This window comes from Aliidongia sp. (assembly GCF_035943795.1).
GTDB lineage: Bacteria > Pseudomonadota > Alphaproteobacteria > ATCC43930 > CGMCC-115725 > Aliidongia.
Window position 1 is genome coordinate 21,522 of record NZ_DASZBY010000062.1, and the last position, 21,515, is coordinate 43,036.

Sequence of the window (21,515 nt, forward strand, 5' to 3'; positions counted from 1 at the left end):
CCGCTCAGAGCCGCCAGCCCGAATGCATCGCCGCGATGCCACCCGTGAGGTTGCGATATTTCACCTGGTCGAACCCGACCGCGCGCATGCGTTCCACCAACTCGCCCTGGGGCGGGAAGCGTCGGATGCTCTCGGCCAGATAGCGATAGGACTCTTCATCCTTCGCGACCCAGCGGCCCAGCCGCGGCAGCACCTGGAAGGAATAGGTGTCGTAGAGCTTGTCGAGCACCGGCACCGCGACGTGGCTGAACTCGAGGCAGATGAACCGCCCGCCCGGCTTCAGCACGCGCCGCGCCTCGGCCAGCGCCAGGTCGATATGAGTGACGTTGCGCAGGCCGAACGCGATGGTATAGGCATCGACCGAGCCCGACGGCACCGGCAGCGCTTCGGCATCGCCGCACACCCAGTCGATGCCGCCCAGGATGCCCCGGTCGATCGCCCGATCGCGCCCGACGCCCAGCATGTTCCAGTTGATGTCGCAGACCGTGACCCGCGCCGGCACCGGGGGATGTTCCGCCGTGGCGTCGCGCGGCCGCGCCCGCTCCAGGAAGCGGAACGCGATGTCGCCGGTCCCGCCCGCGACGTCGAGCAGATGCTGACCCGGCCGCGGGTGCAGCCAGTCCATCAGCGCCGTTTTCCACAGGCGATGGATGCCGGCACTCATGAGATCGTTCATGAGATCGTAGCGGCCAGCCACGGAATCGAACACGCCGCGCACCAGGCCGACCTTTTCGTCCTCGGCCACGGTACGAAAGCCGAAATGGGTCGAGCCGGGGGGGTCGCTCGCGGGACTGGGGATATCGTCGCTCATCATGGGCCGGAACATAGCGCGGGCGTCCGGGGGCCGCTAGCCCGGCTGGGCATCCTCGGCCTGCCGGGCCGGCTGCACGAAACGACGCTGGAAGACGCCCAGGCCGATGAGCGTCAGACCGAGCCCCAGGAACGACAGCACGCGCCACAAGCCGGTCAGGCCCGACATGTCGATCAGGAAGACCTTGGCGCACACCAGCCCGATGACGCCGAGGGCGGCCAGGCGCAGCCCGCGTTCGTGGGTGCGGATGCCCTGGACCATCAGCCCGATGCCGTAGAGCAGCCAGGCGCCCGACCAGTCCCAGAGCTCCGCATCCTCGACGCGCCCGTCGAACAGACTGAGCGAGCCGGGATGGAAGAACTGCCGGATCTGCAGGGTGATCCATGCGAAGCCTGCGACCAGGGCATAGGTCGCGAGCGCCTTGCGCCAGCGCGGATCGGCCAGATAGCCGCGCGCGACCAGCGCCAGCGCAGCCGGCGCGAGATAGGCGGCGAGCAGGGCGAGACTGTCGGCCCGCACGCCGGTGAAGGCCGGATTGAGGATGATCAGCAGCACCGCCGAGACGAACGCGAGGGCGCCCAGCAGGTGGCCGGCCCAGCGCAGCACCGCGCGGCCGGTGCGCCGGGCCAGGTAGAGATAGCCGATGGCCTGCAGCGCCGCCGTCAGTACATGCGAGGCGACCTCGTGAAAATCAAGCCGACCGTCGAGGTGGCCCCGGCCGAAGCCATGGCGGATTTCAAGCGCCACGAAGCAGGCGGCGAAGGCGACCGCCCCGGCTTCCAGGACGGCGACGAGCAGGTCATCGGCCCGGCGGCGGAACAGGATCGCGGCATAGGCGAAGGCCGCTGCGGGAATGAGATAGCCGGGGATCAGGCCGTTTAGCATCGCCCCGGTGCCGAATTCATAGGTCGGCACGTACCAGTTCGCCAGCAGCCGGACCAGGACCAGGGTTGCCACGGCCAGCGCTACCCGGCGCAGCGGGGGCAGGTCGGCCCGATCCTCGATCCAGGCCAAGGGCGGCAGGAACAGGGCGACCGCCAGCGACAGCCAATAATCATGCAGCAGCATGGCGCATCCGAGCGCCAGGGCGGCAACGGCGCCGGCGGCATGGGTGCCGGCGCGCTGCAGCGACTGCTCGCGCGCGGCGGCGAGCGTGGCGCCGGTCAGCGCGGCCGCCAGCACGGCGGCCGCGACGGCCCAGGCCGCGTCGGGTTGGAAACGCGTCACCTGCGTATAGACGACGGCCAGGGTCACGACCGGGACGGCGGCGACCAGGGCTGCCCAATGCAGCGGGTTGGGCGCCCGGCGTTCCAGCCAGGAGCCGGCGGCGGCATGGAAGACGGCGAACAGGGCAGCGGCGATGATCAGCGGCTGGACGACCTGGGGCGCCCAGGCGCCGGGCAGCACGGCCTGCACGGCGCCCTCGATGGTGAGCACCTCACCGGTCGGCACCCAGGCGGGCAGCGCCCAGAGCAGCAGCGTCGCCAGGCCGACCAGGGCGGCGAGCCACGGCAGCCGGTCGAGCCGCGGCTCCGTTACCGCCTTCGCCACCGCGAGCGGCGACAGCAGGAACAGCCCCAGACGCGGCGCGCTGCCGGTCACGCCGGCTTCGAGCAGTAAGCCGGCGGCGGCGAGCACGGCGAACGGCACCCAGGCGAGACGCCGCCCGACCGGATGATCGAGGGCGGCCGCCGGCAGCAGGAACAGGTTGAGCGCCACGGCGGCCGGCATGAAGAGGCCGGCGACCCAGGAATCGGGCACCTGCATCGCATCGGCGACGCAGATCCAGACCGCGCCGGCGATCGCGGTCGCCCAGCCGAGCCAGGTCCAGGCGGTATGGCGGACCACGAACAGCGACGCCGCCGAGACCAGCAGCAGATAGGCGAACAGGCCGGGCAGCGACGGCGAATCGGTCGCGACGAGCGCCGGCGTTGCGAAGGCGCCGGCCAGGCCGATCGCAGCGGTCAATTGGCCATAGCGCAGGGCCGCGGCCAGCCCGAGCAGCGAAACCGCGGCCAGCGCCGCAAAAGCTACCAGTGGCAGCAGCAGCCCATAGAACGGGCCGGCGCCGTAAGCGGCACCGAACAGGATCGCGATGCCGCCCGCGGCAAGCCCGGCCGGCGCCTGATCGCGGCCGAGCGGACCGGGCAGTGGTGGACCTTCATGACGCTGCAGCCATTCGGCGGTACCCAGCAGGGCAAATCCCAGCAGACCGGCGAGCGAGCAGCGTGCAGCGGGGCCGAGCAACGACTGCTCGACCGCATAGCGCACCAGGAAGATGCCGGCGAACAGCAGAGCCGCCGCCCCCAGCCAGACGCCCCAGCGCATGGTGATGAGCGCTTCCAGATCGCGCTTCGGCTTCACGGGCGGTGGCACGACCACGGCCTCGAGCGTCTCGACGGGCGGCGGCTCTGCCGGGTCGACGACCTCGGGCGAGGGCTCGACGAATTCGGGAACGACCGGGGCCATGGCCGGTTCGCCGGGGCGTTCGGCAACGGCTTCGCGTGCCATCAACGCGATGACGATCTGACGAAGCTCGCGCACTTCCTCCCGGGCGGCCAGCGCCTTGAAGAAGCCGATGATACCGAGCAGCCAGCCGAGACCAGCGAACAAGCCGATGAGAATGGCGAGGGAAATCAGCGAATCCATGGCTTTAAGGGGAGCTGCAAGCCAGGGTTTCGGTCAAGGGCTTTGTATCGCCGTCGTAGATACGTGTCCGTTTATCGATAGAAGTTGGCAGGACATCGCAAAACGACCGGCGCTATGCTCCGATCGCGACATCAACGATCTGGCGGTACCATGAGCACGACCCTGGACGACGGCACACTGAACAAGATGAAAGCCGGCGCCGGACCGGTGTTCGGCATTCTGGGCTCGATCAGCTTCGCGCACATGCTGAACGACATGATCCAGTCGCTGCTGCTGGCGATCTACCCGATGCTGAAGACCAGCTTCGACCTGTCGTTCGGCCAGATCGGGCTGATCACGCTCACCTACCAGATCACCGCCTCCCTGCTGCAGCCGGTCATTGGGCTCTATACCGACAAGCGGCCGAAGCCCTATTCGCTGCCGATCGGCATGGGCTTCACCTTGATGGGCCTGCTGCTGCTGTCGGTGGCGCCCAGCTATCCGATCCTGCTGATCGCGGCCGCGTTCGTCGGCACCGGATCGTCGGTATTCCATCCGGAATCCTCGCGCGTCGCCCGCATGGCGTCAGGCGGCCGGCATGGTTTCGCCCAGTCGCTATTCCAGGTCGGCGGCAACCTCGGCTCGGCGCTGGGACCTTTGCTCGCCGCCGTCATCATCATTCCGCGCGGGCAATATGCCATCTCGTGGTTCTCGGTCGCGGCATTGATCGCCATGGGCGTGCTGTTCGCGGTCGGCCGCTGGTACAAGGCGAATGCGTCGCTGCTGAAGCCCAAGGCGAAGCGCGGCCCCGGCCATGTCGAGTTGAGCCGGGGCAAGGTGCTGGGCACGCTCGGCGTGCTGGGCCTGCTGGTCTTCTCGAAATTCTTCTACCTGGCCAGCCTCAGCAGCTATTTCACCTTCTACCTGATCAGCAAGTTCGGCCTCACCGTGGCGTCGGCGCAGATCCACCTGTTCGTGCTGCTGGGCGCTGTCGCGGCCGGCACGATCATCGGCGGACCGATCGGCGACAAGATCGGACGCAAGATCGTGATCTGGGTGTCGATCCTGGGCGTCGCGCCGTTCACCCTGCTGCTGCCCTATGCCGACCTGTTCTGGACGACCATTCTCTCGGTCATCATCGGCCTGGTGTTGTCCTCGGCCTTCTCCGCCATCGTCGTGTTCGGCCAGGAACTGGTGCCGGGCAAGGTCGGCCTGATCGCCGGCCTGTTCTTCGGCCTCAGCTTCGGCATGGGCGGCATCGGCGCCGCCGTGCTGGGCCATGTCGCCGACGTGGCCGGCATCGACTATGTCTACAAGCTATGCTCGTTCCTACCCCTGATCGGCATCTTCACGGTGTTCCTGCCGAACCTGGAGAAGCCGCGTACGGCGACGGCCTGAAGCTGGGCGGCGGCGCGATCCCTGGGGTCGCGCCGCCGCACCGAACTGTCCGGAACCGGACAGAATGCCGTCCGCTTCCGGACGATCGGCCGCTGGCACGGCCCACCCCTTCCGCCCAACCCACTGATTTATAACGATACGATCATCTGGCCCGCCTGTTGCTCTTGTTCCTTACACAAGACATGCAGGAGATGATCATGAACACCAACGCCGCTTTGACCTTCGCCCCCCGCGCCGCCAGCCGCCTGGTTCGGGTCGCTCCCGCCCGGAAGCTGGTGCGGGCGCGCGTCCTGCCCGCCCTGCGCCCGGTGATGCACCCGATGCAGCGGACCGTCACGCTCGCGCCGTCGGCAGGGGCGCGGATCGAGACGGTGCTGATGGGCGTCACGTTCATGGCGCTGGCCGGCCTCGCCATCACCATGGAAGCGGTCGGCGTCGTTACTTCGCTGCTCGGCTGAGCTCAATGGCTGGGCAACGCGTCCAGATAGGCCAGGACGTCGCCGCGGATCGGGCCGATGAAGCCGAAAGACGAGCCGAGCCCGCCGACAAGGGTCGCGTGGTGCAGACCCGGATAGGTCTTGCGCACGACCGGCACGCCCAGGGCCTGCAGCCTCGCCTCGAGCCGGTCGGCATTGACCTTGCCGACGATCTCGTCATCGCCGGCGACCAGGAGGAAGGCCGGCGGCGTCCCGGCATCCGCCGCGTCGGCCGCCATGTTGGGTCGTCCGTCGGGTGAGGCCAGGATCCGCGCGTTCTCGTCCTTCGGCTGGAACTGATAGGGCCCGGCGAGACCGACCCAGGCCTCGACGACCCGCCGACCGGGGCCCGCCGGACCGTCGAGGTAGCGCTTGTCGGTCGCCAGCAGCGCCGCGATATAGGCGCCGGCCGAATGGCCCAGCAGCACGATCGGCCGCGGCGTGCCGTCCGGCCGGGTCAGATGCGCCGCGGTCCAGGCCGTGGCCGCCGCACCATCCTCGACAAATCCCGGAAACGAGACGGCGGGATAGAGCCGGTAGTCCGCGACCACGGTGACATAGCCGGCCGTGGCCAGGCTCTGCCCGACGAAGCGATAGTCGTTCTTCGAGCCTTCCTTCCAATTCCCGCCGTAGAAGAACAGCACAATGGGACGGCCGGTATCCGCGGCCGGGCGATAGACATCGAGGCGCTGGCGCGGATCGGGGCCATAAGCCTGGTCCCGTTCGATCGAATAGCCGCCGCGCGGGGTCACCGCGTCGACCATGTCGAGCGCACGGCATCCCGTTAGCGCCAGCGCGCCCAGCACCAGCTGAAAGCCCAGCCTGGTGCCGCGGCGGATCAGGCGCCTCACCTAGCGGCGGGCCTGGCGCAGAAACTCGAAGGGGCCGGTCATGTGCCGGGCGGCCCGCTTCAGCCCGGCGGTCAATTTCGGGATCTGCAGGATCTCGCCCAGCCGCCGATCGAGGAAGGCGAAGGTGTCCGCCGATCCTTCCGACGAATCGTTCAGCCAATAGAGCACGGTCGGGCCGTAGGCGGCGGCGAGCAGCGCCCGCTTCGTATAGAAATTGAAGTCGGTCGCGGTGTCGCCCGCGGCATACCAGACCGCATCGACCGTGCGATAGACGATCTCCGCCGCCTTGGCCGCCCCCCAGGGCGAGGCCTTGAGCGCGATCGCACGCCGCACCGCCTCGCGATGGGGCTCCAGCACCTTAAGCCGCGTCTTGACTGCGGTCGCGACCCGCTCGCGCACCTTGAGGGCCGGCAGGTTCATCGGTTCGAGCGCTTCCAGCATGCGCCGATCGGCCCACTCGTCGAGCCAGAGAGCCGCCTCGCGCCCGCCGTCGGGGAACAGGCGGACGATCTCGCCCTCGGGCAGGCCCAGCGCCTGGGCCCCGGCCTTGAGCGCCACCAACGACCAGCCATCGAACAGCACGTTCGGCAGGGTCGCTTCCAGCAGCCGGTCCTTGGCCGCGATGAAATCGGCTTGTGCGGTCATTCGACTTCTCCCCGGGCGTAAGCCGCCAGGTCGATCGGGTGCTTCTGCCCCTCCTCGAGGAACGCCAGCAGAGATAGGTCGTTCATGCGCTCCGGATAGAGCACCCCATTCAAATGGTCGAACTCGTGCTGCACGACCCTTGCGTGGAATCCCACCGCCTCGCGCTCTACCACCGACCCGTCCGGCGCGAAGCCGCGATAGCGGATCGTGGTGTAGCGAGGTACGGCGCCGCGCAGGCCGGGGATCGACAGGCACCCTTCCCAACCCAGATTGAGCGCGTCGCCCACCGGCTCGATCGTGGGGTTGATCAATGCGGTCAGTGGCAGCGGCGCATCGCCCTCGATGTCGGTCGTGCGCGCCTCCGGCACCTTGAAGATGATGACGCGGCGCGAGACATGGACCTGCGGTGCGGCCAGGCCGACGCCGCCGATGTCCTCCAGCGTTTCGATCATGTCGCGCACGAGCTGCGCCACATCGGGTGCGGTCGGGTCGGCGACCGGATCGGCCACGCGACGCAATACGGGATGCCCCATCCGGGCGATCTTGAGAATGCTCATGATATGAGGAGTATGGGTGGCGGCACGGCGTGGGTAAAGGCCAAGCGGCGACGGCTCCCGTCAGGGCGCTGCTCTTCGGCTTCGCCATTGCCCCGCAAGCACCGCTGGTCCGCCCTGCCGGGTGCGCAGGGAAGACTCCTCTTTCCCTATCCCCTTCCCGGTGCTATTAAAGCCGCTCGATCGGGGGTGCAGTCTGCATCCACGGCCAGTTTTTTATTCTCTCGATGGAGCGCCGGTCAACCGTGCAAGTCCTCGTTCGCGACAACAATGTCGACCAAGCGCTGCGCGCGCTGAAGAAGAAGATGCAGCGGGAAGGCATTTTCCGCGAGATGAAGCTGCGTCGGAATTATGAGAAGCCGTCCGAGAAGCGGGCGCGCGAGCAGGCCGAGGCGGTTCGCCGCCATCGCAAGCTGCTCCGCAAGCGCATGGACCGCGAGGGCTACTAGCCCCGGGCTTCCCAGAGCGCCGGATCGGCCTTGGGCAATAAACGAGAGCGCTGGCAGAGCAATCTGCCGGCGCTTTTCGTTCTGGTGAATCCAGATCCGACCGTCATCCCGCGTTACGCGCCGCAGACGGGGCCCTTACTGAATTTCCGCCTTCGCGGGAATGACGAAAAAGAAGCGCCGGCCAGGTTTCCCGGGCCGGCGTCTCGTTCTTCCGTCAGGCGGTCATTGCCTTGACGATCTCTTCCGTCATCTTCTTCGCGTCGCCGAACAGCATCATGGTGTTCGGGCGGAAGAACAGCTCGTTATCGACGCCGGCATAGCCTGATGCCATCGAGCGCTTGATGAACAGCACGGTCTTGGCCTTTTCGACGTCGAGGATCGGCATGCCGTAGATCGCCGAGGTCGGGTCGGTCTTGGCCGCCGGGTTGGTCACGTCGTTGGCGCCGATGACGAAGGCGACGTCGGTCGACGAGAAGTCGCGGTTGATCTCGTCCAGTTCCATGACTTCGTCATAGGGCACGTTCGCCTCGGCCAGCAGCACGTTCATATGGCCCGGCATGCGGCCGGCGACCGGATGGATCGCGTACTTGACCGAGACGCCCTCTTTCTTCAGCACGTCGGCCATCTCGCGCAACGCGTGCTGGGCTTGGGCCACCGCCATGCCGTAGCCGGGCACGACGATGACGCTGGCCGCGTTCTTCATGATGAAGGCCGCGTCCTCGGCCGACCCGGCCTTGACCACCTGGTCGCCCTTGCTGGCACCGGGCATCGCCGTGCCGCCGTCGGTGCCGAAGCCGCCTAGGATGACGTTGAAGATCGACCGGTTCATCCCCTTGCACATGATGTAGCTGAGGATGGCGCCCGACGAGCCCACGAGCGCGCCGGTAATGATCAGCAGGCTGTTGGCCAGTGTGAAGCCGATGCCGCAGGCGGCCCAGCCGGAGTAGCTGTTCAGCATCGAGATCACAACCGGCATGTCGGCGCCGCCGATTGGCAGGATCAAGAGGAAGCCCAGCGCCAGCGAGGCCAGCACCAGCAGCCAGAACACCAGCGGCGAGGAGGACGCCATGAACAGGCCTAGCAGCACCACGATGCCGACGCCCAAGGCCAGGTTCAGCATATGCTGGCCCGGGAACACCAGCGGCTTGCCGGTGATCAGCGCCTGCAGCTTGGCGAACGCGATGATCGAGCCGGTGAACGTGATGGCGCCAATTGCGGTGCCCAGGCCCATTTCCAGCAGGCTGCCGGTATGGATGGCGCCCGACGGCTCGAGGATGCCGTAGCGGCTAGGCGCGTAGAAGGCGGCGGCCGCGACGCAGACGGCGGACAAGCCCACCAGCGAATGGAATGCAGCCACGAGCTGCGGCAGCGCCGTCATCTCGATCTTGCGCGCGATGAAGGCGCCGATGCCGCCACCGATGGCGATGGCGACGACGATCAGCCAATAGCTTTCGACCAGCGGCGAGGCGAGCGTCGTCAGGATGGCGATCACCATGCCGGCGATGCCGAAGAAATTGCCCTGGCGGCTGGATTCCGGGCTCGACAGGCCCTTCAGGGCCATGATGAAGCACACGGAGGCGACGAGGTAGAGAAGGGCGGAAAGGTTCTCGGTCACGGGGCCGTCCTCCTTACTTCTGCTTTTTCTTGAACATCGCCAGCATGCGCTGGGTCACGATGAACCCGCCGAAGATGTTGACCGAAGCCAGCACGACGGCGATGAAGCCCATGAACTTGGAAAAGGTCAGCTCGGCCGGCCCGGCGGCGATCAGCGCGCCCACGATGATGACACTGGAGACGGCGTTGGTGACGCTCATCAGCGGCGAATGCAACGCCGGCGTCACCCGCCAGACCACGTAATAGCCCACGAAGCAGGCCAGCACGAACACGGTCAGGAAGAACACGAACGGGCTGCCGCCGTGGGCGGCCGCGGTCTGCGCCGTTTCGGCGACCTGCCGGGCCAGGTCGTCGAGATTGTGCGACAGCGCCGAGGCATCGCCGGCGAGATCGGTCGCGCGATGCGACAGAGAGGTCGGATCCATGATGTCGGGGCTCCTCAGGCGGCAGGCTGGGCGGGTGCGGCGTCCGCAGGCGCCAGCGCCGGATGGACGATCTGGCCGTCGCGGGTCACGAGCGTGCCTTTGACGATATCGTCGGTGACGTCGATCTTCAGGCCCTTGGTCTCCTTGTCGACGATCAGGGCCAGGAAATTGAGCAGGTTCTTGGCATAGAGCGCCGAGGCGTCGGCCGCGATGCGCGACGGCATGTTGGCATGGCCGACCAGCTTCACCCCGTTGGGCGTGGTCACGATCTTGCCGACCTTGCCGCCCTCGGCATTGCCGCCGCTCTCGATCGCCAGATCGACGATGACCGAGCCCGGCTTCATGTCGGCGACCATTTCCTTGGTCACCAGGATCGGCGCCTTCTTGCCCGGAATCTGCGCGGTGCAGATCACGATGTCGGCCTTCTTCAGCACTTCGTGGATCTTGTCGCGCTGGCGGCGCTGGTAGTCTTCGCTCATTTCCTTGGCGTAGCCGCCAGCGGTCTCGGCCGACTTGGCGGCCTCGGCATCGACCTCGATGAACGAGGCGCCCAGGCTCTCGACCTGTTCCTTGGCCACGGCGCGCACGTCGAAGGCGGAGACGATCGCGCCCAGGCGGCGCGCGGTCGCGATCGCCTGCAGGCCCGCGACGCCGGCGCCCATGACCGTGACGCGCGCCGGCGGAATGGTGCCGGCCGCCGTCATCATCATCGGAAAGGCGTGGCCATATTCCGTCGCCGCCTCGACCACCGCCTTGTAGCCGGCGAGGTTGGCCTGGGATGACAGCACGTCCATGGACTGCGCGCGGGTGATGCGCGGGATCAGGTCCATGCTGAACGTGGTGATGCCGGCCTTGGCATAGGCCTCGACGTCGGCACGGTTCTGCAAGGCGCCCAGGATCGCGACCAGCGTCACGCCCGGCTTCAGCGACGCGAGCTCGTCGACGCCCTCGGTCGCCAGCTGCGGTCGCTGGACCTTGAGCACCAGTTCGGCGCCGTCGATCGCCGCGGCGGCATCGGCCGCGATCTTGGCACCCGCCGCCTCGTAGGCCGCATCGGTGAAGGACGCGGACGTGCCCGCGTCCTTTTCGATCACAACCTCGAGGCCGAGCGCGATCATTTTCTTCACCGTTTCCGGTGAGGCTGCGACCCGCTTTTCAAAGGCGCGGGTCTCTTTTGTGATGGCCACTTTCATCGGTCGTCGTTCCGTCCCTGGAAAAGAACCGACCCCGGACCCACGTGCAGGATCCGAAGCCCGGCGGCCGCGGCGGGATCTGCCGGGCGCCTAACGAAACCCTTCCGGCACCTGCGAGAATCGCATGGCCCGCCAGCCGGTCGGCCATTCGTATCAGACTTCGGCGCGGCGTCCGACGAAATTTCTGCGAAGAATCTCGCTCAATCGCGATTTTTCGTTGCGAGGGCAATGTGTTTTCCCTCAGGCCCTGGCGTGGTATGGCCTTATGTCGAGGGCGGAAAGCGGCAATGTCGGCCGGTCCTGAAGACAAGAATCAAAGCGGAATGGAATAAAGCCGATGCCGGTCCGTTATCTGAGCACGAGGACTGCCCTCTGGACGATGTCGCGGTGAGCGAGGCGTTCAGCGATCAGTTGGTGGCGTCGCTGCCGAGACTCCGCCGGTTCGCGCGGGGCCTTGCCGGCAACGCGTCCCAGGCAGACGATCTCGTGCAGGCGGCCTGCGAACGGGCGCTGGCGCGTCAACACCAGTTCCAGGAGGGGACGCGGTTCGACAGCTGGATGTTCCGGATCGTGCAGACGATCTGGATCGATCAGATCCGATCCCAGGCCGTGCGCAAGGAAGACGGCGAGATCGAGGACGAACGGTACGGCAGCGACGAGCCGGTGAGACGGGCAGAGGCGAGACTGGCTCTGGAGGAAGTCCGCCGCGCGGCGGCGCGGCTTCCGGCGGAGCAACGGGAAGCGTTGATGCTCGTGACGGTGGACGGGTTCAGTTACAAGGAGGCAGCGGAGATCGCTCAGGTCCCGGTTGGTACCATCATGAGCCGTCTCGCCCGGGCCAGGGTTGCGTTGGTGGCGCAGTTGGACGCGGGCGGGGGTCTTCGGAGGAGTGGTGATGATGCAGCGGCCCAGCGATGAGATGCTCGTGGCTTACCTGGACGGCGAGCTCGACGAGACCGCAGCCGTCGAGGTCGAGTCATGGCTGGAGCGGGATCCGGAACTGCGGGCACGGCTTCAGGCATTGACCGAGTCGGCGACCCAGATCCGCGACGCCTTCGAAGAGATTCTGCGCGAACCGGTGCCGGACCGGCTGATGGCGGCCGCCCGCGGCCGCGATACCGTCGCCGAGGCGCCCAAGAGCGCCACGATCCTGTCGTTCGGTGCCAGGCTGGCGGCCTCGACCGCCCGCAAGGGCATCGCCAACCGGCGCTGGGGCCTGGGCCTGGTCGCGGCCGCCTCGCTGTCGTTCCTGATGATCGGCGCCGGCGGCGGCTATCTGGCCGGCACGGGCGACGTCTCGATCGACGGCGTGCAGCCGACCTCGACCGCGACCAGTTGGCTCGACAATATCGCGGGCTACCACAATCTGCTGATCTCGAGTGCCAACGGCGCCGAGAGCGCCGTGTTCGACGTGCCGGCCAGCGCCGAGACCGAAAAGAAACTGTTGCCGGCCGACGTGCGCATTCCGGACCTGAAGCCCTGGGGCCTGGCGTTCCAGGGCGCCCGCAAGCTGGTGGTCGAGGGCAAGCCGGCATTCCAGTTCTTCTATATGACGGACAACAAGAGCCTGGGTCCCATCACTATCACGGTGACCAACACGACCCGGGCCAACATGTCGCCGACCTTCGACAAGCGCGCCGGCGTCAACCTGCTGTATTGGCGCCACCAGGGTCACGGCTATGCGCTGGTCGGGTCCGCCGACAAGGGCTGGATGTGGGGCATCGCCAACGACATCGAGTTCCAGCTGAAGGCGATCTGACCGCTCTGGAGTCGCATCCGAAAACGCCACCGAGGGCCCCCCTCGGCGGCGTTTTTTCTTTTCAGACCCCCGGGTCTCGTCCGGTCAACGAGTGGGCGAGCTGGCATTGCATCCCCAGGTTTCGACCTGTGACATCAGTCATCACTGCCATCGTACCCGGAACGGTATTCTCGCTAACCGATTGATATCGATTAGGCGTTATACTGTTTTCTGAAAACGTTTCCACCTGCCCAGGCATTTCCCGACGGAGCTTCATACCAGCCACGACCATGCTCGATGTTTCGCCCAAACACCCGCCCCTGCTCGAATCCGGCGTCCTGGCCTATCGGCTCGATCGTCGGGGCGAACCGCGCGTGCTGGTCGTGACGACGGCGAAGAACCATCGCTGGGGCATTCCGAAGGGACGCGTCGAGCCGCATCTGAGCTTCGGCGACAATGCCGCCAAGGAAGCATTCGAAGAGGCGGGTATCGTGGGCGAAGTCACCCCCACCTCGGTCGGCATGTACCGCGCGACCAAGCGGCGCTCGACCTGCGAGACCGTGATCGAGGTCTGGGTCTACCTGATGAAGGTGACCGAAACCCTGAAGGATTTCCCCGAAAAGGGCCGTCGCGAACTGAAGTGGGTCTCGCCCCAGGAAGCCGCCAGGCTGCTGCGCGAGCCCTGCCTGGCAAAGCTGTGCCAGGCGCTGCCCGCCGGCCGGAAGAAGTCAGCCGCGGCCTGACGTCCGGGCGTCATTCTCGAACCGCCATTTCAGCCGGACACCGCCGCCGCTTTCCGGCTCCAGCGCCGGAATGGCCGACAACAGGGTGCGGGTATAGGCCTCGCGCGGATGGTCGAACACCGTATCGCGGTCGCCCTGCTCGATGATCCGCCCGTCGCGCATCACCACCACCCGGTCCGCCACTTGCTCGACCACGCCCAGGTCGTGGCTGATGAACAGGCAGGAAAAACCGTGGCGCTGCTGCAGCTCGACGAACAGCGCCAGGACCTGCGCGCGCACCGTGACGTCGAGGGCCGAGACCGGTTCGTCGGCGATGACGAAGGACGGCCGGCGCACCACGGCCCGGGCGATCGCGACGCGCTGTCGCTGGCCGCCCGACAGTTCGTGGGGATAGCGGTCGATATATTTGCGCTCGAGCCCGACCTCCTCCAGCCCTTCGGCGATTCGCCGGACCTTGTCGGCGGGTCCCAGGCCCGGTACCTGGCGCAGCGCCTCGCCCACCAGCTGGCCGATGGTCATGCGGGGATCGAGCGAGGCATAGGGATCCTGGAACACCATCTGGCAATTCAGCCGATAGTGCCGCCAGCCCTCGTCGCTGCGTGCGATCGGCCGGCCGGCGAACAGGATCTCGCCGCCCGACGGCTTGACCAGGCCGACGATGGCGCGGCCGAGCGTGGTCTTGCCCGAGCCGGAACCGCCGACCACCGCCACGACTTCGCGCGGCCGGACTTCGATGTCGATGCCGTGCAGCGCCCGCTTCGGCGCCTGGCGCTGCATCAGCCCGCCATGGCCGGCATAGTCCACCGTCAGTCCGCGCACGGCAACGATCGGCGTTTCGTCCATAGGCAGGGTCCGGGCCGGCGTCCGGTGCGGCATCGCGTTCAGCAGCTTTTGGGTATAGGGCTGTTGCGGCCGGCGCAGCAGCTCGGCCGTGGTGTTCTGCTCGACCAGATCGCCCCGGCACATGACCGCGACCCGGTCGCTGTAGCGCGCGACCATGGACAGGTCGTGGCTGATCATCAGCACGGCCGTGCCATGGTCCCGCGTCAGCTCCAGCATCAGCTCCAGAACCTCGCGCTGCACCACCGCGTCCAAGGCCGTGGTCGGCTCGTCGGCGATCAGCAGGGCGGGTTTCAGCAACATGACCGAGGCCAGCATGATGCGCTGGCGCATGCCGCCGGAGAATTGATGCGGATAGGCGGCCAGCGCCGCCTCGGGATCCTGGATGCCGATGCGCCGCAGCATCTCGCGAATCGCCGCCTTGCGCGCCGGCGCATCGCCGTCGCGGTGCAGGATCAACCCTTCCTCCAACTGCCGCCCGATGGTCAGCGACGGGTTGAGCGAGGTCATCGGCTCCTGGAACACCATGCCGATCCGGTTGCCGCGCAAGGCGCGCAGCGCCTTTGGCGGCATGGTCGCGATATCGTGCCCCTCGAACCGGATCGTGCCGGCGGCCCGCCGGATCGCCGGCGGCTCCAGCCCGATGACCGCCCGCGCCAGCAAGGTCTTGCCGCTGCCGGACTCGCCCACGACCCCCAGGACCTCGCCGGGCGCCAGGGAAAGGCTGACGTCGTTCACCACGATGGCACCGGTCCGCCCGACCTGCAGGGTCAGGCGATCGACCTCGAGCAAGGGCGTCGAGTTCATGCTCACAGCCCGCGCATCCTCGGGTCGAACTTGTCGCGCAGCACGTCGCCCAGCAGGTTGATGCCCAGCAGCGTGAGCGCGATGCACAGGCCGGGGAACAGGCCCAACCAGACCGCCTGGACCATGTAGGGCCGGCCGCTCGCCAGCATGTTGCCCCAGGTCGGCGCCGGCGGCGGCACGCCGAGGCCAAGGAAGCTCAGGGCGCTCTCGGCCAGCAGGACCCAGCCGAACATCGAGGTGCCGAGCACGATCAGCGAGGCGATGCAATTGGGCAGGATGTGGCGCGCCATGATGAAAAGCTCCGAATTGCCCATGACGCGCGCGGCCTCGATATATTCCTTCTCGCGCAGCGACAGCACGGTGCCGCGCACGACGCGGGCGACCGACGGCGTATAGGCGAAGCCCAGCGCCAGCACGATGCCATACTCGTTGGCGCCGACCACCGTCAGCAGGGCCAGCGCCAGCAGGATGCCCGGGAAGGCCAGCAGCGCATTGACGAAGGCCATGATGATCCGGTCGCTCCAGCCGCGCACGAAGCCGGTGAAGATGCCGACGATGGTGCCGGCGACCAGCGCGAAGCAGACGGTCAGCACGCAGATCCGCACGCTGGTGGCGGCCCCTTTCATCAGGCGGCTCAGCACGTCGCGGCCGAACTCGTCGGTGCCCAGCCAATGGAGCGGACCCGGCGCGCCCAGCCGTGCCGGAAAATTGATGCCGAGCGGGTCGAACGGCGTCCAGAAGCTGCCGGCGATGGCGACGGCCAGCAGCAGCCCGATCAGCGTGACGCCGAAGATCGCGTTGAGCGAGGGGCGAGTCATTCCGCGGTCACCCGGGGATCGAACAGCGGGTAGCACAGGTCGACGATCAGATTGACCAGCACATAGATGAAGGCAATGAACATCAGGCAGCCCTGGATGACCGGATAGTCGCGCGCGAAGATCGAATCGACCAGCAGGCGCCCGAGGCCGGGAATGGTGAACACGGTCTCGACCACCGCGATGCCGCCCAGCAGGTTGCCCAGCACCAGGCCCAGCAGGGTCCAGGTCGGCCCGAACGCCGGCTTGAAGGCATGGCGCCACAGCACCGCCATCTCGCTCAGCCCCTTGGCACGGGCATGGGTGATGAAATCGAGCCGCAGCACCTCGAGCGTGCTCGCCCGCGACATGCGCAGGATGACGCCGATCTCGTGCAGGAACAGGGTCAGGACCGGCAGCACCATATAGAGCAGCGCCTTCACCACGTCGTCGGAGAAGGAGACATAGCCCACGACCGGCAACCAGCCGAGCTTCAGCCCGAAGAACAGCAGCAGCAGCAGGCCCATCCAGAACGCCGGGATCGACAACAGCAGGGTGGCCCCGCCGACCAGCACCAGGTCGACCCAGCTGTTCTGCCGCCAAGCGGCGATCATGCCCGCCGGCACTGCCACCAGGCTGGCCAGGAACGCGGCACTCAGCACGATCTTGGCGCTGACCCAGAAGCGCTCGAAGATCAGCGGCAGCACCGCCTGGCCGGACGTGATCGACTGGCCGAAATCGCCGCGCAGCACATGGCCGGCCCACAGCAGGAACTGGGTCGGCAGGCTGCGGTCGAGCCCCAGCCGCGCGCGCAGGTCCGCCAGGTTCGCCGGCGTCGCCTGGTCGCCCAGCATCAGGGTCGCCGGATCGCCTGGGATGAGCCGGATCAGGATGAAGACCGACACCGCTACGATCAGCAGAGTCGGCAAGGCCATCAGGATCCGGTTGAACGCGAAGCGCAGCATGGGGCTGCCTGCCTAGAAGGCGGCCAGGGTGACGGGATCCTCGGTCAGGCTGTAGCGCGTGAAGCTGCGGTTGAGCGCCGGCAGGGGCGCCACCTCCATGGTGCCGTTGGCCGGTTCCATGATCACCATGGAGACGGTCGCCGACAGGTTGCCGCCGCTGCCCGGCCGCGGCGGACGGCAGACCGAATAGGGCGTGCCGAACGTATCGAACAGCGCCGCCTTGAGGTCGTCCGGGCCAAGCTTGCCGCCCGCCTCGCTCAGCAGTTTGCGCACCCGCCAGTCGCGATAGAAGCTCTCCGGCACGCTCGGGATGCCGGTATCGCGGAGCTTGGCCAGCGCCACCGGGCTGGTCCAGTGATTGGCATGCACGATCAGCCCGTCGCTCGGATAGACCGGGAACGCCTCGTCGGGCGCGCATTCGAAATCGATGGCGAAGCCCTGGACCGTGCTGAGCATCATGTTGTTCGAGCAGGTCTTGGGCGTGGTCGCGACCGCGCGCATGGCCAGCGCGAAATGCTCCTGCTCCAGCACCTTGCGCCGGATCAGCGACAGCGGCACGCCGGTCTGGGTGAAGTCGCGCTCGGATTCCAGATAGTTCGCGGTGATCGCGACGCCGGCCGCATTGAGGCCGCAGCGGGCGAGGCCGCCGGCCTCGACGAAGGTCAGGAAATCCGGCCCGTCATCGCGTCGCACACGCAGCACGATCGCCGTCTCGGCGCATTCGGCGCGCCAGTCCCAGTTCTGGCCGTGGATCAACGCGCCGGTGACGCTGCGCTCCGGCATGATTACGGCGCCGGTGCAGCCGTCGTCCGGGTCCGGCACCTCGGCGATGCCGGCGTCCTTCTCGCGCCGGGCCTGGGCGATCACCTCGGTCCGGGCATTGATCATGACGATGTCTTCGAACGCGACGCCCGACCCGTCGGCGACGCCGCGCATCTCTTCCAGGTAATGCGCGCCGAAGCCTTCGATCTGGGTCGCGAAACGCTTGATCAGCCGGGTCTTTCCGACCGAGTCGTAGCCGAGCTCGTCCAGCGTCTTGCCGTAGAGCCGGGCACTCGCCACCACCCGGTCCCGGAGACCGGCGCCGTACTGCCGGCCGCGCTCGTAGGGCGTGCCGGACACGGACACGAACGGGAAAGGGGTGATTGCCTGGGCCATGACGCGTCCGTCCGTTGGAGTTCGGAGAAAAAAATTTCATCTTCATCCGTCATGGCCGGGCTTGACCCGGCCATCCACGCGGTGGGGCAGTTCACCTTCGGCGCCCAGTTTGGCGCAGCGGCCCTGCGTGGATCCCCGGGTCAAGCCCGGGGATGACGATGAGTATTGGTCAGTCTTCTCAATTCGCGACCGTGACGCCCCACAGCCGCTGCTTGCCTTCCCAATAGGGCTCGCCCTGCACGCGCTTGCCCTGGGCCGAGAATTCGATGCCGTTGAACAGGATGATCAGCGGCGTATCGGCCAGTTGCATGGCGTAGAGCTGATCGAACAGCTTCTGCCGTTCGGCCTGGTCGGAGATGGTCGAGGCCTTGTCGAGCAGCGCCTGGGCGTCCGGATTGTCCCAGACCTTGCGCGGCTGCTTGTCCTTGGGTCCGGTGAACTGCTCGTAGCTCAAGGCCGGGTCGAGCCGCGAGGAATAGCTGAAGGACATCATCTGGTAGTTGCCCTTGTTGTACCGGTCGAGCTGGGTCGCCCACTCCAGCACCTCGATCTCGACGTTGATGCCGACCGCCTGCAGCATCGCCTGGGCCATGACCGCGACCGGGAAGCTGGGCACGGTCAGGCGCTTGTTCGCGATGATCTTGATCGGCTCGCCCTTGTAGCCGGACTCCGCCAGCAGCTGCCTCGCCTTGGCCGGATCATAGGCATAGCCCTTCTTCTGGGCGGCGTCCGAATAGGCCGAGCTCGACGGCACCGCCGCGTTGTTGATCTTGCCGAGCCCGTTCGATGCGGCGGCGACCAGCTGACCCATGTCGAGCGCCGCCGCGATCGCCTGGCGCAGCTTGACGGTCTTCAGGATCGGGTCGCGGGTCTGGATCAACAGCACGTGCTTGACCGCCGAGGTCGGGGTCAGCACCTGGACCTTGTCGCTCTGCTGCAGTTCCGGCGCGTCGGAATCGAGGATCTGGGCGATGTCGATCGCGCCGGACAGCAACCCGGCCTTGGCCGTGGACGCATCCGGCACGACCAGGAATTTCACGTCCTTCACGAACGCCTTCTTGTTGCCGACATAGCCGTCGACCTTGTCGCCCGGTGGGGAGACATAGTCGTCGAACCGGGTGACGGTGACATATTCGCCGCGTTTCCATTCGACGAACTTGAACGGACCGGTGCCGATCGGCCTGTTCCAGGTGCCGTCCGGATTGACCGAGTCCTTGGACAGTATCCCGGTCATGCCGCAGTCGGTGCGCGACAGGCTGTCGAGGAACAGGGCCGATGGCTTGTCGATCTTCATGACGAAGGTATCGGCGTCCGGCGCGGTGGCCTCGACCACCTTCAGGCCGCTGCGCCCGTCGAAATCGGCGAGGCAGCGCCATTCCGTCTTCGCGTCCATGTAGCGCTGCCAACTCCACAGCACGTCGGCCGACGTCATCGGCGCGCCATTGTGGAACCTGACGCCCTTCCTGAGGTGGAACGTATAGGTGAGCCCATCGGCCGAGGTGTCGACCTTCTCGGCCAGCAACGGGCCGACCGTGCCGTCCTGGCGATAGCCCACCAGGCCCTCGACCATGTTCAGCACGACGCCGTCGGTATTGTCGTCGCGATTGACGCCGGGGTTGGTGCTGCGGATATCGGCGTTCAGCGCCACCGTGACCGACTGGGCCCGGGCCGTCCCGATCGCCGCGACGCCGGCCAGGACCATGGCCGAGAGACACCGCTTGAAGCCGATCACCTGCATCGATAACCCCTGCTGTTCCTAGGTGCGCCGTTCAGCGCTTGGTCTTCAACACGTCGGCGAAGAAATCCTTCACCGTCTCGACGGCGCGCAGCCCGTCATGGGCCATGCCGGGCATCAGGTCGAAGCGCACGGTGACGCCGGCCGCCTCGAACGAGCGCTGCAGGCTGGCGAGCCGTTCCGGCCGGGTCCGGCCGGCATCGTTGGCACCGGGCATCCAGTTCCGCCCGCCCTCGCGGTGGGTGATCTCCCAGGTCTCCAGGTCGGCGCCGCCGACGATCATCTGCACCGGCACACGCGCCATCGCTGCCGTGTCGATCTCCGCACCGAAGCGGGCGGCCACGTCGCGCGTGCCGACCCACCAGTCGCGCGTCGGATCGAGCAGGGTGACGGAGCCCGGGGCCCCGATCGAGGCCGCCCACAGCCGATCCGGATGCAGCATCAGGAAACGATGGGCGAAATGGCCTCCGCCGGAATAGCCGAACAGGGCGAAGCGCTCGAACGAGCGGCCGTATTTAGCCCCGACCTCGTCGACCATGTCGAGCAGCACCCGGTCGTACCGGATGTCGCCTTCGATCATGTACTTGAAGCCGTCGCGATTGCCGTCGCCGCGCACGCCGATCGGAAACAGCGGCGCCAGGATGATGCAATTGTTCCAGCGCCCGAACTCGGCGAGCGCATTGCGATATTCGAGGAACGACCGGCCGGTGCCGTGCATGGCGACGATCAGCTCGGGCGGGGTCGCGGCCTTGGCGATGCCGGGCGGCACATAAAGGCAATAGCTGAAGCGCGGATCGCCCTTGCTGGCGAAGATCGGCGTGCTGCCGAGGTCGTACATGGCGCTGCCGCGCGACGTGGGATCGATTTCAGGGTTCGTCATAATTGTTTCCATAATTGGCGCCAATTATAATGCATATTGATGACACCCCCGGCAAGCCGCTATGCAACGGTTTGTTCGCGATCAGATCGGCAGGGAAACATGAAGCGTGCGGCGGCCCCGACGAAGCCGGCCCAGGATGCGGCGGAGCTGCTGGCGCGCGATATCCATTCCGGCCTGTTCGGCCTCGGCACCTGGCTGAAGCAGATCGACCTGGAACGGCGCTACGGCTGCACCCGCATCGAGGTGCGCCGCGCGCTCGATAAGCTGGTGCTGAAGCGCCTGGTCCAGCACATCCCGAACCGCGGCTACCACGTCTACCAGCCGGACGCGCGCCAGAGCGACGAGATCCGCGACGTGCGCGTGGTGCTGGAGAGTGCGGCCGCCGACAGCGTGATCGAAAACGCCGACGAAGGCGCGATCGACGAGCTGCGCGCCCTCGCCCGGCGCTTCAGCGACCTGGTGTTCGACGGCACATTGCTGGAGCAGTACGAGGCGAACATCGCCTTCCACGTCCGCATGGCGCGGCTGTGCAGCAACCGCGAACTCGCCAACCTGATCCTGGAGTTCCGCAGCCGCGGCCCGTCCGCCCCACTCGAACAATGGAAGACCCGCGCCCGCATCGAACAATCGAGCCGCGAGCATTTCCTGATGATCGACGCGGTCGAGGCGAGGGATACAGCCGGCTTGAAGGCGCTGATCCGGGCGCATATCCGGCAGGTGCCGGAAGCGCCCAGCGCCCGCTGACACGTCCCACCGTCATTTCCACGCAGGCGGAAATCCAGCGTTACGCGCGGTCAGCGGGAACACAGAG

The 21,515-nt window shown here is 67.1% G+C and carries 21 protein-coding genes; 7 read left to right on the plus strand and 14 right to left on the minus strand.

Going from position 1 to position 21,515, the window contains the following annotated elements:
- Nucleotides 1–4 precede the first annotated feature (4 nt).
- Nucleotides 5–811, minus strand: a complete 807-nt coding sequence (gene ubiE / locus VGV37_RS10555) for a bifunctional demethylmenaquinone methyltransferase/2-methoxy-6-polyprenyl-1,4-benzoquinol methylase UbiE (protein WP_326879625.1) — start codon at nt 809–811, stop codon at nt 5–7.
- Nucleotides 812–847: 36 nt separating this feature from the next.
- Complete coding sequence (locus VGV37_RS10560) at nt 848–3,460, minus strand: DUF2339 domain-containing protein (protein ID WP_326879626.1); 2,613 nt, start codon at nt 3,458–3,460, stop codon at nt 848–850.
- Nucleotides 3,461–3,610: 150 nt separating this feature from the next.
- Here VGV37_RS10560 and VGV37_RS10565 point away from each other — a divergent pair, with 150 nt between their 5' ends.
- A complete protein-coding gene (locus tag VGV37_RS10565; protein WP_326879627.1) occupies nt 3,611–4,837 on the plus strand; it encodes an MFS transporter in 1,227 nt (408 codons plus the stop codon).
- Between the two features lie 197 nt (nt 4,838–5,034).
- A complete protein-coding gene (locus VGV37_RS10570) occupies nt 5,035–5,295 on the plus strand; it encodes a hypothetical protein (RefSeq protein ID WP_326879628.1) in 261 nt (86 codons plus the stop codon).
- Between the two features lie 2 nt (nt 5,296–5,297).
- Here VGV37_RS10570 and VGV37_RS10575 read toward each other — a convergent pair whose 3' ends face one another.
- Genes VGV37_RS10575 through def form a run of 3 tightly spaced genes read right to left on the minus strand, consistent with a single transcriptional unit; the run spans nt 5,298 to nt 7,366 of the window.
- Nucleotides 5,298–6,164, minus strand: coding sequence for an alpha/beta hydrolase (locus VGV37_RS10575; protein ID WP_326879629.1), 867 nt, complete (start codon nt 6,162–6,164; stop codon nt 5,298–5,300).
- A complete protein-coding gene (locus tag VGV37_RS10580) occupies nt 6,165–6,809 on the minus strand; it encodes a COQ9 family protein (protein ID WP_326879630.1) in 645 nt (214 codons plus the stop codon). It lies immediately after the preceding gene.
- Entirely contained in the window at nt 6,806–7,366 is a 561-nt protein-coding gene (def, locus tag VGV37_RS10585; RefSeq protein ID WP_326879631.1) for a peptide deformylase, read from the minus strand. The genes VGV37_RS10580 and def overlap by 4 nt, the downstream gene beginning before the upstream one ends.
- Nucleotides 7,367–7,608: 242 nt before the next feature.
- On the opposite strand from def, the gene rpsU reads away from it, so the two are divergent.
- Nucleotides 7,609–7,812: a 30S ribosomal protein S21 gene (gene rpsU, locus VGV37_RS10590; protein WP_189050969.1), complete on the plus strand. Its 204-nt coding sequence runs from the start codon at nt 7,609–7,611 to the stop codon at nt 7,810–7,812.
- A 214-nt stretch (nt 7,813–8,026) separates the two neighbouring features.
- On the opposite strand, the gene VGV37_RS10595 is transcribed toward rpsU, so the two are convergent.
- From VGV37_RS10595 to VGV37_RS10605, 3 genes are read right to left on the minus strand one after another with little or no spacing between them, the layout of a single operon-like run.
- Nucleotides 8,027–9,427, minus strand: a complete 1,401-nt coding sequence (locus VGV37_RS10595; RefSeq protein ID WP_326879632.1) for an NAD(P)(+) transhydrogenase (Re/Si-specific) subunit beta — start codon at nt 9,425–9,427, stop codon at nt 8,027–8,029.
- A gap of 13 nt (nt 9,428–9,440) precedes the next feature.
- Nucleotides 9,441–9,851 (minus strand): NAD(P) transhydrogenase subunit alpha, encoded by a 411-nt coding sequence (locus VGV37_RS10600; RefSeq protein WP_326879633.1) that lies wholly within the window; start codon nt 9,849–9,851, stop codon nt 9,441–9,443.
- A 14-nt stretch (nt 9,852–9,865) separates the two neighbouring features.
- Nucleotides 9,866–11,044, minus strand: a complete 1,179-nt coding sequence (locus VGV37_RS10605) for a Re/Si-specific NAD(P)(+) transhydrogenase subunit alpha (RefSeq protein ID WP_326879634.1) — start codon at nt 11,042–11,044, stop codon at nt 9,866–9,868.
- Between the two features lie 387 nt (nt 11,045–11,431).
- Here VGV37_RS10605 and VGV37_RS10610 point away from each other — a divergent pair, with 387 nt between their 5' ends.
- From VGV37_RS10610 to VGV37_RS10620, 3 genes are all read left to right on the plus strand, one after another.
- Entirely contained in the window at nt 11,432–11,962 is a 531-nt protein-coding gene (locus tag VGV37_RS10610) for an RNA polymerase sigma factor (protein WP_326879635.1), read from the plus strand.
- Nucleotides 11,943–12,803 carry a hypothetical protein gene (locus VGV37_RS10615; protein WP_326879636.1) on the plus strand — a complete coding sequence of 287 codons (861 nt, stop codon included), beginning with the start codon at nt 11,943–11,945 and terminating at the stop codon, nt 12,801–12,803. Before VGV37_RS10610 ends, VGV37_RS10615 begins: the two co-directional genes overlap by 20 nt.
- A 269-nt stretch (nt 12,804–13,072) precedes the next feature.
- Entirely contained in the window at nt 13,073–13,525 is a 453-nt protein-coding gene (locus VGV37_RS10620) for an NUDIX hydrolase (RefSeq protein ID WP_326879637.1), read from the plus strand.
- Here VGV37_RS10620 and VGV37_RS10625 read toward each other — a convergent pair.
- The 6 genes from VGV37_RS10625 to VGV37_RS10650 all read right to left on the minus strand — a co-directional run bounded on the left by VGV37_RS10625 (nt 13,511) and on the right by VGV37_RS10650 (nt 20,704).
- On the minus strand, nt 13,511–15,172 hold the full coding sequence (locus tag VGV37_RS10625; RefSeq protein WP_326879638.1) for an ABC transporter ATP-binding protein: 1,662 nt from the start codon (nt 15,170–15,172) through the stop codon (nt 13,511–13,513). The two genes, VGV37_RS10620 and VGV37_RS10625, sit on opposite strands and share 15 nt — an antisense overlap.
- A gap of 2 nt (nt 15,173–15,174) precedes the next feature.
- Nucleotides 15,175–15,990 (minus strand): ABC transporter permease, encoded by an 816-nt coding sequence (locus VGV37_RS10630; protein ID WP_326879639.1) that lies wholly within the window; start codon nt 15,988–15,990, stop codon nt 15,175–15,177.
- A complete protein-coding gene (locus VGV37_RS10635) occupies nt 15,987–16,931 on the minus strand; it encodes an ABC transporter permease (protein WP_326879640.1) in 945 nt (314 codons plus the stop codon). The genes VGV37_RS10630 and VGV37_RS10635 overlap by 4 nt, the downstream gene beginning before the upstream one ends.
- Nucleotides 16,932–16,943: 12 nt before the next feature.
- Nucleotides 16,944–18,089, minus strand: a complete 1,146-nt coding sequence (locus VGV37_RS10640) for a C45 family peptidase (protein WP_326879641.1) — start codon at nt 18,087–18,089, stop codon at nt 16,944–16,946.
- Between the two features lie 178 nt (nt 18,090–18,267).
- Complete coding sequence (locus VGV37_RS10645; protein ID WP_326879642.1) at nt 18,268–19,827, minus strand: ABC transporter substrate-binding protein; 1,560 nt, start codon at nt 19,825–19,827, stop codon at nt 18,268–18,270.
- 31 nt (nt 19,828–19,858) lie between these two features.
- Nucleotides 19,859–20,704, minus strand: a complete 846-nt coding sequence (locus VGV37_RS10650) for an alpha/beta hydrolase (protein WP_326879643.1) — start codon at nt 20,702–20,704, stop codon at nt 19,859–19,861.
- A gap of 99 nt (nt 20,705–20,803) precedes the next feature.
- Between VGV37_RS10650 and VGV37_RS10655 the strand changes: the two genes are divergently transcribed.
- Nucleotides 20,804–21,448, plus strand: a complete 645-nt coding sequence (locus tag VGV37_RS10655; RefSeq protein WP_326879644.1) for a GntR family transcriptional regulator — start codon at nt 20,804–20,806, stop codon at nt 21,446–21,448.
- The last annotated feature ends 67 nt before the right edge of the window (nt 21,449–21,515 follow it).

Excerpts from the sequence above, each read along its gene's own strand:
- ubiE (WP_326879625.1), bottom strand. The coding sequence starts at position 811 with ATGAGCGACGATATCCCCAGTCCCGCGAGCGACCCCCCCGGCTCGACC.
- VGV37_RS10560 (WP_326879626.1), bottom strand. The coding sequence starts at position 3,460 with ATGGATTCGCTGATTTCCCTCGCCATTCTCATCGGCTTGTTCGCTGGT.
- VGV37_RS10565 (WP_326879627.1), top strand. The coding sequence starts at position 3,611 with ATGAGCACGACCCTGGACGACGGCACACTGAACAAGATGAAAGCCGGC.
- VGV37_RS10570 (WP_326879628.1), top strand. The coding sequence starts at position 5,035 with ATGAACACCAACGCCGCTTTGACCTTCGCCCCCCGCGCCGCCAGCCGC.
- VGV37_RS10580 (WP_326879630.1), bottom strand. The coding sequence starts at position 6,809 with ATGACCGCACAAGCCGATTTCATCGCGGCCAAGGACCGGCTGCTGGAA.
- def (WP_326879631.1), bottom strand. The coding sequence starts at position 7,366 with ATGAGCATTCTCAAGATCGCCCGGATGGGGCATCCCGTATTGCGTCGC.
- VGV37_RS10600 (WP_326879633.1), bottom strand. The coding sequence starts at position 9,851 with ATGGATCCGACCTCTCTGTCGCATCGCGCGACCGATCTCGCCGGCGAT.
- VGV37_RS10605 (WP_326879634.1), bottom strand. The coding sequence starts at position 11,044 with ATGAAAGTGGCCATCACAAAAGAGACCCGCGCCTTTGAAAAGCGGGTC.
- VGV37_RS10615 (WP_326879636.1), top strand. The coding sequence starts at position 11,943 with ATGCAGCGGCCCAGCGATGAGATGCTCGTGGCTTACCTGGACGGCGAG.
- VGV37_RS10620 (WP_326879637.1), top strand. The coding sequence starts at position 13,073 with ATGCTCGATGTTTCGCCCAAACACCCGCCCCTGCTCGAATCCGGCGTC.
- VGV37_RS10625 (WP_326879638.1), bottom strand. The coding sequence starts at position 15,172 with ATGAACTCGACGCCCTTGCTCGAGGTCGATCGCCTGACCCTGCAGGTC.
- VGV37_RS10630 (WP_326879639.1), bottom strand. The coding sequence starts at position 15,990 with ATGACTCGCCCCTCGCTCAACGCGATCTTCGGCGTCACGCTGATCGGG.
- VGV37_RS10635 (WP_326879640.1), bottom strand. The coding sequence starts at position 16,931 with ATGCTGCGCTTCGCGTTCAACCGGATCCTGATGGCCTTGCCGACTCTG.
- VGV37_RS10640 (WP_326879641.1), bottom strand. The coding sequence starts at position 18,089 with ATGGCCCAGGCAATCACCCCTTTCCCGTTCGTGTCCGTGTCCGGCACG.
- VGV37_RS10645 (WP_326879642.1), bottom strand. The coding sequence starts at position 19,827 with ATGCAGGTGATCGGCTTCAAGCGGTGTCTCTCGGCCATGGTCCTGGCC.
- VGV37_RS10650 (WP_326879643.1), bottom strand. The coding sequence starts at position 20,704 with ATGACGAACCCTGAAATCGATCCCACGTCGCGCGGCAGCGCCATGTAC.
- VGV37_RS10655 (WP_326879644.1), top strand. The coding sequence starts at position 20,804 with ATGAAGCGTGCGGCGGCCCCGACGAAGCCGGCCCAGGATGCGGCGGAG.